This is a genomic window from Thalassotalea fusca (assembly GCF_053485835.1).
In genome coordinates, this window is sequence record NZ_JBQRUN010000019.1 from 1 (window position 1) to 13,579 (window position 13,579).

A 13,579-nucleotide genomic window follows, 5' to 3' on the forward strand; every position below is an offset into this window, starting at 1 on the left:
ATTTGCCTTCGCCACATTTGCCTTTGGCTTTACCTTCACCGCATTTGCCTTCGCCACATTTGCCTTTGGCTTTACCTTCACCGCATTTGCCTTCGCCACATTTGCCTTTGGCTTTACCTTCACCGCATTTGCCTTCGCCACATTTGCCTTTGGCTTTACCTTCACCGCACTTGCCTTTCTTATCTTTGCCCTCACCACACTTGTGATCATGATTGTCACCTGCAGCGACTATCGTCATCAGTTCTTGCGATTCAAAAGGGTTGTTTTCAGCTTTTGCAGGCAATGAAAACACTGCCGCCATCGCAAAAATACTTAATAGCGCAGCTACCGAAGATTTCTTTATAATATTCATCATGTTTTCCTTTTATTGAAATTAGTAGTACTACATCAAATAAATATAGTTACAGACAAAGACCTATAACCAGAAATAATTATTTCATTTAATATGTATTATTTAGGTAAATCACCTATATGACAACATTTTATGTATTTTGTAACTCTAGTAAGTGATGCGAAAATATCAATGTTTTTCTACATGTAAAATTGCTTTGTTTCAGTTAAACGTTTTACACAGTATAATGCCCAGCGGTTAGCTTAGCGTTTATTGCTATCACTCATTTAAAGCTTCAAATTCATGAATCCAACTGTCGATAAAATTATCTTAGCACCAATGGAAGGCGTGGCCGACGCAATGATGCGAGATTTACTCACTTCCATTAATTGTTTTGATCTTTGTATTACTGAATTTGTCAGAGTGGTCGACCAAAAGCTCCCTGCTCATGTGTTTAAGCGAATATCACCAGAGCTTAACAATCAAGGGTACACCCCTTCAGGTACACCTATTAGAATCCAGTTGCTCGGACAAGATCCAAACTGGCTAGCTGAAAATGCCTTAACCGCAATAGCACTAGGTTCGCACGGAGTCGATCTGAATTTTGGTTGTCCCGCCAAAACAGTAAATAAGAGCAAAGGTGGAGCTGTTTTACTTAAGAGCCCTGAACAAATATATCGCATTATATCTGCAGTTAAATCTGCTATGGGATCACACACACTGTCAGCTAAGATACGGCTTGGGTTTGACAATACCGAATTATTTGATGAGATTGTTGATGCCGTTCTTGCTGGTGGAGCCAATCAGCTTACCATTCACGCACGCACAAAAGCCGATGGTTATCGCCCACCAGCGCATTGGCATTTTATAAAGCCTGTAACTGAGCGAGCCAATATTGACATAATCGCCAATGGTGAAATTTGGAATGAAGCTGACGCAAAAAATTGCTTTCAACAATCCAATTGTACCAGTTTAATGATTGGTAGAGGCGCACTGTCACTACCAAACATAACGCACGTTATAAAAAATAACCATGCGCCATACAACGACAAAGATCTATTTCGACTTCTGCTGTCATACAGTGACAAAGAGCTAAAAGGCGACAAAAGCTTCTATTTCTCAAGCCGGTTAAAACAGTGGCTGCGATATCTTTCTCGAAACTATCCAAGTGCACAAAACCTCTTTGATGATATTAAACGATTAAAAGATAAGAATGAGATAGTTGAACAAATATCTTTCCACTTTAACAACGTTTAAATACACCAGACACCTTTTACATTTTATTTACATCACTATAATACGCTTCCAGCTATGATTAGATAGTCGGCACTGCATGAATCGAGTTTTATTTGCTATTCGATTGCACCACAATACTTGCCGTTCTAATTGAAAATTCACACCTCGACTTTTGGAATGTTAAGAATGAAACTATGTTGCGTAATATTTGTAGCCATGCTTATTTCGCCAACGATTTTGGCCAATGAATCACAGTTTTTTTATGAACAAGCGCTGCAATTACGCTCAAATGCCAAATTCAATGAGGCTGAAATATCAGTAAAAAATAGCATTAAACAAGATCCCAACTACTTGCCCGCCAGAATTCTACTTGGTGAAATTTTATTAGAGAAAGGACAAGCTTTGTCAGCTGAAAAAGAGCTAAAAGCTGCGCTGACGCTAAATGCGGACACTAAAACTGTCATTATTTTGTTGGCTAAAACTCAGGCATTGTTAAACAAACACCAAGAAGTTATTGCACTACTCAACACACATCAATCACTCGCTTCTGATCCCAATTATTTTTCGCTGAAAGCCAATGCGCATAAAGCGTTAGAGCAATATGACGAAGCTCTCGAGCATTTTAAACTAGCACTGGACATACATGGGACTAACGAACAAATACTTACTAGCTATGCAGACCTATTATTTCGAAAAAATAGCAGTACTGACGCACAAGAGCTACTTACTGACGCATTATCAATAGCCCCCAACTATGTACCCGCGCTATTTTTACAGGCAGTGCTATTAAAGCAGCAAGGAAAGTTTGAACAAGCGTTGGTATTCTATCAAGACGTTGTTGAGCACGATCAGGCAAACGAAGCTGCATTACTCGGGTTAGCGTACTTGCTCACAGAGCTGAATCGCCCTCTAGAAGCACTCTCTGCAGTAACAAAACTCAGAGAAATTTCGCCTCATAATCCCTACGCAAAATTGCTACATGCTTCAATTGTTGCCGATCAAGGCAATGATCATCAAGCACAAACGATTATTCGAGATATTCAACAACAAATTCTAAGTTTGACGCCTGAACAACAATCGGAAAGCCAAGTGCTTCTTATGTCTGCAGGCCTAGCTTATGCGGCAGAAAATCATCATCAAGCCAAACGTTTGTTTACACGCTACATCAACAAGTATGGTGAAAATTTTAATGCGCGTAAACAGCTTGCCGCTATCGCCCTTCAACTTGGTGAAATTGAATTGGCCAGCTATCACATCGACTATGCTTTGAAATCTGAACGCGCAAGTGCAGATGTTTATCTTTTAGCCACACACATATACCAACAAACACTGAGTGCTGCTGATTTTCAGCAATTCATTCATCAAGCGCATTACTTATTTCCACAAAATTCCGAGATTAAGAAACGTTATGCTTTAGCGTTATTAGCACAGAATAAATCCCAAAAAGCCATAGCGCTATTTCAAGACGCCAAAGCAGGCTCATTGCAAAATCGCACCTTTTTGGCCTATTTACTACTGCAGGAAAATGAACTAGCTAGAGCTTCTACCGCTACGCAAGCGCTATTGAATGAATTCCCGAATAAAGTTGAAATTCAACAACTCGCAGCCGAATTATCCATTCAATTGGGACATGCTGCACAGGCGAAAATGCACTTTGAACATGCGTTGAAATTGGCACCTAAGTTTAAGCCAGCACAGCTTGGGCTCGCAGGACTACGATTAAACGCCAACGACTTGTCTGGCGCAATTGCTGTTTACCAACAAATATTGAAACAAACCCCGCATGATGCACAAACATTACAGCTCTATGCTGACGCAGCGATAAAAAATGGTGACAGCAAACTGGCCATTGAATTACTGAGTAAAGTAACCAATGATCAACCCGACTATCAAGTAGCACAACGCGCACTATTAGCCCTGTATATTGACAACAATCAAATTCAAGCCGCAACGACTACACTGGACATACTTGAGCAATATGTTGCATTGGACCCAGAACTCCTTCTAGCCAAAGCACAAATACAACTCGCCACACAGCAAGACAAGCAAGCGCAAAAAACCTTGAAGGTGTTGTACGGTATTGTTTATGACAACCCAGTAAAATTAGGCACTTTAGCAAACTTACAAATCAACGCCCTCGATATCACCGCAGCCAGAAGTACTATTAATCGAATAGAACAGTTAGGTAACAATAGTAAATATTTGAACGCACGACTTGCACTGGCTGTCGATGACTTAAGTGAAGCACAGACTATCATTAAAGGTGCGCCAGCCAATGATCCTGCGTGGTTGGAGTTATCTGTTCACCTTTTAGCCAAAAAGGGTAATTTAGCTCAGGCAATTGATTATAGTAAGAAGCTGTTTAAGCAGACTAAAGCTCGAGAACATTTGCAATTGACAGCATTGCTAATGACATCAAACGACGACGTTATTTCAGCTATAACGCTTTTAACCGATTGGTTAATACATCAACCACAAGATAACTGGGCACGGGCACAGCTAAGCCATTTGGCGGATAAGAGTAACGATATTGCGCTAGCCATTACAGCACTTGAAGAATCACCTTCGCTTTATGAGCAGCCATTATTTATGAATAATCTCGCCAATATGTACCAATTAGCCAATATTGATAAAGCCTTGGTATACGCCAGAAAAGCTAATCAACTTGCACCACAATTGGCCGCTATTAACGACACATTAGGTTGGATCTTGGCACAAAAACAGCAATACAAGGAAGCATTGGGCTACTTAAGAGAAGCTATAGCCAGAGATGCAAACAATCCCAATTACCATTTCCACCTTGCTTTTGTATTAGTCAAATTAAACCGGCATGATGAAGCCAGAACTTCTTTTAATCTCGCCAAAAGCATAGCTCCGTCTCACGAATTGGTAAGTGAACTAACTTATCTTTTTAGTGAGCACCAATAACCGACGGTAATTTGTACACTTTTAATTACATGGTGACCATTCGAACCTAGTATTATTCTGTGAAACATTTATGACAACGCTGTCTACAAAGTTAAAATACTGTTACTATTTACAACTTATGAAGATTAGTTTGATTGATTTTAAGGAAAAATAAAATGCGACACAGTGTGCTACTAGCAACTTTGTTATTAAGCTCAAGCGCCTTGGCAGATGGCATTGATCTTGGTCAGGCAAGTGGATATAACGCGTTTGTCAAAAATAACTTCTCAGTAAATAGCTCAGATACTGAAGGGAAAATAGCTATAGGTGGTGATTTCATCATTAACGGCGGGTACGATTTAGGTACAAAAATCAATGACTTTGGCATGGGCGACGGCCCTAGCCTTGTCGTCGGCGGTGACATTATTAAATCAGGAACCGGCAATTTAAATATCTACCGTTCAGCCACATTACCAGATCCAATTTTAGGCGACGCTGTAGTAGGAGGCACTGTTATTGGTGATCCTATAGATGCCAATACTATTACGAACAATGCCGACGCCTTACCTGTCGACTTTACAAGCGCTTTTGAGCATTTGTCTGCATTGTCTGATCAACTGGCAAATCGCACCGCGACCCCAGCTATAAACGCTGGTTGGAAGTTAGACTTTATTCCCAGTAATGCGACTTCTGACGACAATGTCTTCGTATTTAATGTTGATGAAACATTATTTCAAAATCAGTACGGTGGAAATCGCACAGATTGGCACTTAGATGTAAGTGCGATGCAGCCCAACTCGACCGTTGTTTTTAACATCCTTGATTCAGACAAAGATGGTCAGATCGATTTTACGCAGGCTAACGTATTTCTCAATAATAGCAGTAACCCTTTGAGCGACTATTTTAAAAAGGGACTGCCCAATGATAAACCGCCCGTTCAAGTTCTTTATAACTTTTATGGTGCAAATAAACTCAATATTACCAGCGATCTTTATGGTTCAATTCTGGCGCCAAAAGCTAATATTTTCAGTGACAGCATGGTATATGGCCAAGTAATTGGTAATGAATGGACAGGTAATGGCCAAATTAACTACAACCCATTTGTTCCTGTTGATCCGCCTGTAACGGCTGTTAGTGAGCCTGGTATTTTAGCGATGTTGCTGTCAGCTCTGCTGGTAATGGTATATCGTCGACGCTCACGTAGTAATTTAAAACGAAAAGCGCCTCTGAACACATGTAACGTCGTAATCGCCTAACAAATAATAAAGAGCTAGTTCACTTTTGTTAAGCACTAGCTTTTTTACAAGGTATAAAAAATTCATCTATAAAAGTTCTAAGATCGCACCTTAAAGTGCAGCAATTCAACGAAAAAGTCGCTAAAATCCACCCTAGTCTGTCAATAAATAAGAAGTACATTGTGAACAACGAATCTGAACTACGCATACGTTACAACGATAACTCAAGAGGGGTTTACTTCATCGGAACTACACCGCCTAAAAGTGACACGCCGATTGAGCAAGTAGAAACTATTGCGAACAAATTACTCGACCGAGTAAGCGATATCGACTTTGATGGACTTATTGTTTATGACATTCAGGATGAGGACTCTCGCACCAATAAAGCACGACCTTTTCCCTTTAAATCGACCCATGACCCTCGATTATATTCTGCGCTACTCAATCAAAAGTCATCACGCCCAGTCATCACGTATAAGAGCGTTGTTCAATCAAACGTGGCTGCATTTGAACAATGGGCAAATGAAGCATGGCAACAATACGGCGTGAGAGAAGTCGTACTCGTCGGTAGCCCTTCACGTACCAATCAAATCAATTTACCGCTAAGTGAAGCCTATAAAAGTTTAGTGAATAATGAGCACAACTTTTTCATCGGCGGTGTTACCATCGCTGAACGACACGCAGTTAAAGGGAACGAGCATGAGCGGCTCATTGATAAACACTTACAAGGTTGCAACTTTTTCATCTCGCAAGCGATATATAACCCTCAAGCTACAATTGATTTACTAACGCGTTATGCGATTGAATGTAAGCAAAGAGGTCTTAAGCCGCAGCGCTTAATACTGACTTTTTCCCCTTGTGGAAGTAAGAAAACGCTTGAGTTTATTGAGTGGCTGGGCGTCAGTGTTCCCGAAGCAACAAGTTTACGTATATTGAATGCCGAAAAGCCGCTATATGAATCAATTCGTATTTGCCTAAACAGTTTGCAGCAAATATTGGATGCAGTAGTGCCATATAACTTACCACTAGGCTTAAATATTGAAAGCCTAACGAATCGTAAAGAAGAAATTGATGGGTCAATTCTTTTATACAAATTACTGCGCTCAACTATGGATAATTACTTGGCTAAACAAGAACTTCAAAACTTAGTTAAATAGCATGATGAACGCTCTGAACTGCCAATAGCATTTAAAAAGAATAACGATATAATGGTGATATTGTAAAAAGCTAGGAAAGAAATGTATGACTGGTACAACAATGGTAGTAATGATTGTGTTAATCTCTGTTGGCTTTGGTGTTTTATATGACATGTATAAAAAACACCTTGAGTTTAAAGAGCGCACATTAAAGCACAACAGTAAGAGTGATGAAAAAAGCATTGAGATGGTAAAGAAAGTTGCTGCGCTGGAAGAACGCGTTCAGGTACTTGAAAAAATTGTTACCGACGAAGGATATAGCGTACAAAAAGAAATAAATAAGCTATAGAACAATGAAGCTAATAATGAAAACGGAATTCGATGATCTCCGTTTGAATCCTGCGCACAATTATGAAGCCGATCGGAATGGCGATAAACAAGTTGTGAAGGTTTTTTGTGGAGACGAGCTCATCGCAAAAAAAGTACATCACAAAAAGTCGGTGCGTTATTTTGGCGTAAAAAACTATAAAACGTACCTATCTTCTAACACTTAACAAAAATATTTTATCCAGCACCGAATCGTTCAATATTTAACCACCCCTTGTTTATCAACATCTTACGCAAGCAGTGTAAAACTAAGTGAACACTCACCTTGTAAAACGCATCCGACTGCGAAAGTGGTATTTTACAACTGCTTACATTTTGTAATATTATCGGTTAGTTTTTTACATGAATAGGCAGTAGCAAACTATGCAGAAGGCATTGACCTCAATTGCGTTGCTTTGGTTACTTGCTTCTTGTGCTTCAAATGGAGATGTTTCACATTGGCAAGGTCAAAAGCTTGGAACATTAGTACAAGAATACGGTAAACCTGATACTTTTCTCAGACTCGACGACGGTAATAAAATTGTTGAGTATGATCGTTCAACCACAAACAAACTAGCGGCTAATGTCTGCTCACTTACCTTTTTCGTCGACCGTGCCAATTACATTAAAGGTGCAAAAGCGCACGGTAACGGTTTAAATTGTTTAGGATAGCAGGCATCTTTTCATTGCCTGCGGCCCCCTATAATAAAGCCATTCATTTATTTCGATAACTTATTGAACTTTTTTTCAAACTTTTTTGTGAGTTGCCGCGTCTCTTGAATTAGGATCATTTAATAAAGAGTAACGCTATGAACAATGTCATTACATCAAAACTACTAATTGCAGCTACCGGCGCAGGAATTATGCTGTCAGCATTAACAGCTAGCGTTCAAGCAAACCACGGCACAGGTATTTCTATTTACAATGATGATGGAATACAAGTGTACTATGAAAAAAATCAGCAAGATAAAGTATACAAGGTTAACGGCAAGCGCTTCTATTGGCGAGATCTAACAAAAGCCCAACAAGCTCGTTTGGCAAAAATTGAAGACAAGATTGCTCAAATAGAACAAGGCTTTGCCATTGATGAAGCCAAGCTCGCTAAAGTTTCTGACGAAATTACCAAGAAGTCAGAAGCTATCGAACGTGAAGTTGCTAAGTTAAACATGGCCACGATTAAGATCGACAAACAAGAGCTTTCAATGGGCGACTTACAACAATTGATGGACAAATTAACCAGTAAAATCGATATTAATCACGAACTCATTGAGCAAAGAAGTGATGAAATCGAAGCTTTGACAGAGCAAATTGATATTATCGATGATGCATTTGTTGACGAAATCGATTCGCTAGTCGATGCCCTAGAAAAAGAGCTAGTCGCAATTGCCAATGAGCGGGACTAAATCGAAATAGCCAAAGCCTAGTTGTCTTGGATTAGCTATCTGATTTAGTTTCGACTATTTTCAACGGTGTTAGTGTTGCAACATTTTTATGTGGTACCGCTAGCACCTTCTCTGTATTTCCACTGTATACCCACAAGTATTTCGAAGAATCTGCAATAACCTGTACGTCATTAAGTTGGGTATGCATAGTACCGTTAATTGCAACTTGATTAGCAAGCTCCACAGTAAAAGCATGTTGTTTCTGATTACGAATATCTCGCTCTACTATGTCAGCACTGATATCGATAATCAAATGCAAAAACACAAATATCGTACCGCCATAAACCGCCAAAGGGTTTAAACCAAGTACAGGCTTATTAATGGTATCGTTAAATCGTCGATACCACACAAAACGTCTCAGTATTCTATCGCCTATTAAGCATACTTTTAAGACAATAAAAAACACCAAGCAAACTATAAAAGTAACTGGATAATGCAAAATTGCCAGAAAGAAATCTGTCACTTCAAGGTGAGTCAGCACTTCAACATGAAAGCTACCAAGCAAGGTTGACACATAAAACAATCCTAAATAACTCATTAGTAGGTAAAAACAGGTAATTGATAGCGTTGGATGTTCTTTTAAGGCGCTGAACACAGCTAAGAACTGAGATTTTGCCTGCTGCTCAAATTCTATCGACTGACGATATTGGTTATATTGGGCGGGTTGACCTGAATTAGTTTGTTGCATACCTATGAGTCCTTATTATCGCCAGACGTTGCTTTTGGTCTGTTTGTTGAACCGATAACTGGCTCCATTAACAGTAATGATTCATGAGCAATCATATATATCTGCTGACTCTTTTGATGATAAGCCCATAAATACTTAGAAAGATTGGCAACTAGCTGCACGTCGTTTAGTACTATTTTCGGCTTTCCGTGCACATCAACCGCTACGGACAAGGTCAGGTTATAGCTTGGCCCTTGCTGGGAAATTATCTGCTTATGGCTAGTTTCAGCCTGAATATAAGCGGCTAATACTAGATAAGACAAAGATACGATGCAAATAAGTGATGAAAACGAGAGCCATCTGGCGTATTGGTAGTACTTATTGGAAATTCTCTTAAATATTTCAAAGCGGTCAATAAAATAAGTTTCGAGTTTGATTAATAAAATCAAAACCCCAACAAGCAATGCAAATGTTAATAGGGTAAGCGGATAATGAATTGCCCCTAGCACAAAGTCAGAGAGTTCAAAATGTGGAAAGATATTGATGTTAAACAAGTAAAACAATACGCCCAAATAAGCGATACCGATAGAACACAATATGAAATAACTTATTGTTAATGCAATAGCAGGCTCTCTTTTAAGAAAAGCAACTAACCGACTAATATCATGTTGAGCCTCATCTCGGTAAGCTTTTAAATAAGGAAATTGCAGCGCATTATTTGAAACTTCTTTTTGCAAAGTGCATCCACCTATTACGTTATGTTATTTTTGGAATAGTGGAAATTGTAACAAATTCAATAACAAATGAAATACAATTAATTAAATTGGTACAACAGCTAAAATAAATCAGCAAGTGCTTCATCAATATGCGAAAATTTAAATTCGAACCCGCTATCAACAAGGCGTTTAGGAAATACGTTCTGACTCGCTAACAACAACGATGCGCGCTCACCAAGCATTAATTTCAATGCAAACACTGGCATATTCAAGAAACTCGGGCGATCTAATGCCTTGGCCAACTCATGCGTGAATGCATAGTTTGTTATCGCATTTGGTGAAGAAAAATTAACCGCCCCCTGAATATCTTCTTGCGCTATACAATGTTCAATCGCTCGTACCATATCAGAGATATGTATCCACGACATCCATTGCTTCCCGCTGCCCAATGTTGCACCTAGTCCAAACTTGAATGGCGCGATCATTTTACTAAGTGCACCACCGTTATTCGCTAATACCACAGCGGTTCTTAACAGTACTACTCTCACACAAGACGCTGCCTCAAGTGCCAATGATTCCCATTGCTGACATAACTCGTGGCCAAAATCTTCAGCATGGATAATTGATTGTTCAGTTTGCACATTAGCCCCAGTATCACCATAAATACCAATGGCGGAGCCTGATAAAAACACTTTTGGTCTCATTGGTGACCGTAAAATCATATCAATTAGCTGCTGTGTGATATTTAAACGACTTATCCGTAGTTTGTCCTTGTGTTTAGCCGACCAGCGGTGGTCAACAATAGGTTCACCAGCCAAATTAAGAATCACATCAAACGTATTTTTATTCGGTAGGTGGTCAATTAGCTCTACATTTTCGGGTAAGAGTGAACGAGCCAGCTCTATGTTGCGCGTTAATACGGTAAAATGGTATTCAGTTGAATAATGATCGATAAAATGCCGACCAATAAGACCCGTACCTCCAGTTAGTAATAAACGCAGCATAAACCAGCACCGTAAAATTGAATGTTAGTTTTAGCCTAGTAGAATCTGTTGAAAAAGCCCAAAGAAAAACGCAAGGAATTCTTGCGTTTAACTTGAGAAAGATAGTTGGGTTAGTTCATTGTTCGATTTGTTCTGATCCAGTAGCTCGCATAAAAGAAAGCGCCCGATATTAATAAAGCAGTCAAGCTAACTTTGTTCTCGATAATGTTGCGCGGAATAGAGTCAATTTGAATACTTGCATTGCCATGCTGATAAACGACAGCATCCTTTTTGACATCCATATGGTTAAACTCCGCCGCCAAATTAAAGTAGTCAGCCATAATGCCAGTTAAATACATATCAGAGGTAAAGCCATACTGCCTTGCAACAGCTTCAACAACCACTATTGCGACAATCGGTAAGACCGCCCATAGAAATGGTGCCTTTTTAGCAAATGATGACGCCAACAGCAACCAGGCAAATAATGGTAACAACCATAAAGCTGTTGGTAGAATCAAATAGAACGCTTTGAAAATGGCCGTGATAAAACCAAAATCAAACCACACATGCCACAATGAAATATCATAACCGACAGACAACACCAAGCTTACAATTAGCGCGATAACGTAAAATGTCACATATATCGCTGTTGCCGCCAGCACGAAAATGGCAGGTATCAACAATACACCCATCAAGAATTTCACTGCTACTTGCCAAATGTCTGCAACAGGCATAGAGCGCCAGAACATAATTGACTGGTCTCGACGTTCGTCGTACATGCATGAAATCAAATAAAATAGCTGCACAAAAAAGCCGATAGCAACTAGTGGGATAGCGAAAAAACCAATTGCTGCGGTGTAAAAGTTGCTAAGATTTGCGTGCACTTCCTGAGAAGAAACAAGCTGTGCCAAACCAAAGATTCTTTCTATTGCATGATCATGTGTTACCACTGAAAATATAGGCATGATGACAAACAACAACGCCAATACTATAGGCAGAACCAATAGAATTTTTTGGTATTCCCAAAATTCTTTTTTCACGGTAAATAATAATTTATTTTTCAACATTAGCATGTCTCCTTGGCCATCACACCAACAAAAATATCAGCTAAACTTGGTGAGCTAATATTTCCCAAATTTTCAATATCTTCCCTCTTAACACCATCAAAAAGCATGGTCGTTAATCCCATAACCTTATTGGCATACAGTGGGCTTAATGATTGAGCATGTTCCAGATGCTCAGGTGTCACAGACAGTAATTTAAAACGCTCTCTGATTTCGTCTGCACTTTCAGCAAGCACCAAGCTGCCATTTTGGATAAAGGCCACATCTGTGAGAATATGTTCAATTTCTTCAATCTGATGTGTAGTGACAATGATGCATTTATCTTCCGAATAAAAATCCTCTAGAAGGTGCGTATAAAACTCTCGACGCGTTAGAATATCTAAACCTAACGTAGGTTCATCGAGCACCAGTACTTTGGCATCAATGGCAAGTATCAGCGCTAAATGGAGTTGCGTCACCATTCCTTTTGATAGGGTTTTAACTTTGGCCTTAGGGTCAATATTAGTTTTGGCTAGGAACGATTGCGCTTTTTCAAGATTGAAGCGTGAATGTACACCTTGAAGATACGCAAGAGCTCGGTTCACAGACAACCATTTCGGCAACACAGCGACATCGCTAATGTAGGTAACTTCCTCTAACATTTGTTGACGCTGTTTGCGTGGGTCAAAGCCCATTACATCAATTGTACCTTCACACTCAACTAGACCAAGCAGTGATTGCAAACATGTTGTTTTACCCGCACCATTAGGGCCTACTAACCCTAGGATTTGTCCAGCGTGTACAGTGAGGTTGATATCATTGACTACACTTTTATTGCCGTAGCGTTTATTCAGGTTTTTGATGTCAATTAATGGTTTCATGCGTTTTCCCCTACTTGCTGCTCTAACAACTCTTCCATAGATAGCTTCAGGCGGTTAATCTGTTGTACAATTTGGGGCCATTGTTCTGTTAAGAATACCGTTCGCTCACGTTCAAGCACGAGATCTTGTGCCCCTGCTTTAACAAACAACCCCTTACCTCTTTGCTTTTCCACAATATTTTCATCCTGCAACATTTGATACGCCTTAGACACGGTCAACGGATTTAACTGATATTCAGCAGCCACCTTTCTCACTGAAGGAACTGCTTCCCCTTCTGCTATGTAACCTTCAACAATACGTGAAACAATTTGTTGATAAAGTTGCAAATAGATGGGCGTACTATTGTCCCAATTTGCCATTATTTACCCCTTGTTTAAAAAACAACTTACTATTGTTTAGATCACCAAATACTCTGAATGCCCTAAACATCCTTAACATTCTGAGAAATCTGAAAACCCTAAACATTATTCATCGTCCAATCTAAATGACAGTGTTATACATCACTAACACACCAGATAATAGTGTTATACATCACCAACACACATGACGCAAATTTTATTTTGCCGATGAATGTAAAAATATGTGTATCCACAGTCAAAAACCCACAAAATAAGCCATATAATCAAATGGTTAAAA

The 13,579-nt window shown here is 39.4% G+C and carries 14 protein-coding genes; 7 read left to right on the forward strand and 7 right to left on the reverse strand.

Annotated features, from left to right (window positions below; genetic code table 11):
- Nucleotides 1-355: HvfA family oxazolone/thioamide-modified RiPP metallophore (locus tag ACSLUK_RS17120; protein WP_448550007.1), on the reverse strand; the 355-nt coding region annotated here is incomplete at its 3' end.
- Nucleotides 356-634: 279 nt separating this feature from the next.
- Between ACSLUK_RS17120 and ACSLUK_RS17125 the strand changes: the two genes are divergently transcribed.
- From ACSLUK_RS17125 to ACSLUK_RS17155, 7 genes are all read left to right on the forward strand, one after another.
- The gene (locus tag ACSLUK_RS17125) at nucleotides 635-1,588 is read left to right on the forward strand and encodes a tRNA-dihydrouridine synthase (protein WP_448550009.1); all 954 of its coding nucleotides are present in this window, start codon (nucleotides 635-637) and stop codon (nucleotides 1,586-1,588) included.
- Nucleotides 1,589-1,753: 165 nt separating this feature from the next.
- Entirely contained in the window at nucleotides 1,754-4,495 is a 2,742-nt protein-coding gene (gene prsT, locus ACSLUK_RS17130) for an XrtA/PEP-CTERM system TPR-repeat protein PrsT (protein ID WP_448550011.1), read from the forward strand.
- 155 nt (nucleotides 4,496-4,650) lie between these two features.
- Nucleotides 4,651-5,730, forward strand: coding sequence for a collagen-binding domain-containing protein (locus ACSLUK_RS17135; protein ID WP_448550012.1), 1,080 nt, complete (start codon nucleotides 4,651-4,653; stop codon nucleotides 5,728-5,730).
- 161 nt (nucleotides 5,731-5,891) lie between these two features.
- Nucleotides 5,892-6,866: a methylenetetrahydrofolate reductase gene (locus ACSLUK_RS17140; protein ID WP_448550013.1), complete on the forward strand. Its 975-nt coding sequence runs from the start codon at nucleotides 5,892-5,894 to the stop codon at nucleotides 6,864-6,866.
- An 85-nt stretch (nucleotides 6,867-6,951) separates the two neighbouring features.
- Nucleotides 6,952-7,194: a hypothetical protein gene (locus tag ACSLUK_RS17145; RefSeq protein ID WP_448550014.1), complete on the forward strand. Its 243-nt coding sequence runs from the start codon at nucleotides 6,952-6,954 to the stop codon at nucleotides 7,192-7,194.
- Nucleotides 7,195-7,595: 401 nt separating this feature from the next.
- Nucleotides 7,596-7,883 carry a hypothetical protein gene (locus tag ACSLUK_RS17150; RefSeq protein WP_448550015.1) on the forward strand — a complete coding sequence of 96 codons (288 nt, stop codon included), beginning with the start codon at nucleotides 7,596-7,598 and terminating at the stop codon, nucleotides 7,881-7,883.
- 137 nt (nucleotides 7,884-8,020) lie between these two features.
- Entirely contained in the window at nucleotides 8,021-8,614 is a 594-nt protein-coding gene (locus ACSLUK_RS17155) for a hypothetical protein (RefSeq protein WP_448550016.1), read from the forward strand.
- 31 nt (nucleotides 8,615-8,645) lie between these two features.
- Here the strand turns inward: ACSLUK_RS17155 and ACSLUK_RS17160 are convergent, their stop codons facing one another.
- The 6 genes from ACSLUK_RS17160 to ACSLUK_RS17185 all read right to left on the reverse strand — a co-directional run bounded on the left by ACSLUK_RS17160 (nucleotide 8,646) and on the right by ACSLUK_RS17185 (nucleotide 13,302).
- On the reverse strand, nucleotides 8,646-9,341 hold the full coding sequence (locus ACSLUK_RS17160) for a hypothetical protein (RefSeq protein ID WP_448550017.1): 696 nt from the start codon (nucleotides 9,339-9,341) through the stop codon (nucleotides 8,646-8,648).
- 2 nt (nucleotides 9,342-9,343) lie between these two features.
- Nucleotides 9,344-10,057, reverse strand: coding sequence for a hypothetical protein (locus ACSLUK_RS17165; RefSeq protein WP_448550018.1), 714 nt, complete (start codon nucleotides 10,055-10,057; stop codon nucleotides 9,344-9,346).
- A gap of 98 nt (nucleotides 10,058-10,155) precedes the next feature.
- Nucleotides 10,156-11,040, reverse strand: a complete 885-nt coding sequence (locus ACSLUK_RS17170; RefSeq protein WP_448550019.1) for a TIGR01777 family oxidoreductase — start codon at nucleotides 11,038-11,040, stop codon at nucleotides 10,156-10,158.
- Between the two features lie 110 nt (nucleotides 11,041-11,150).
- Nucleotides 11,151-12,086, reverse strand: a complete 936-nt coding sequence (locus tag ACSLUK_RS17175; RefSeq protein WP_448550020.1) for a hypothetical protein — start codon at nucleotides 12,084-12,086, stop codon at nucleotides 11,151-11,153.
- The gene (locus ACSLUK_RS17180; protein ID WP_448550021.1) at nucleotides 12,086-12,943 is read right to left on the reverse strand and encodes an ABC transporter ATP-binding protein; all 858 of its coding nucleotides are present in this window, start codon (nucleotides 12,941-12,943) and stop codon (nucleotides 12,086-12,088) included. The genes ACSLUK_RS17175 and ACSLUK_RS17180 overlap by 1 nt, the downstream gene beginning before the upstream one ends.
- Entirely contained in the window at nucleotides 12,940-13,302 is a 363-nt protein-coding gene (locus ACSLUK_RS17185) for a GntR family transcriptional regulator (protein WP_448550022.1), read from the reverse strand. The genes ACSLUK_RS17180 and ACSLUK_RS17185 overlap by 4 nt, the downstream gene beginning before the upstream one ends.
- Nucleotides 13,303-13,579: the final 277 nt, after the last annotated feature.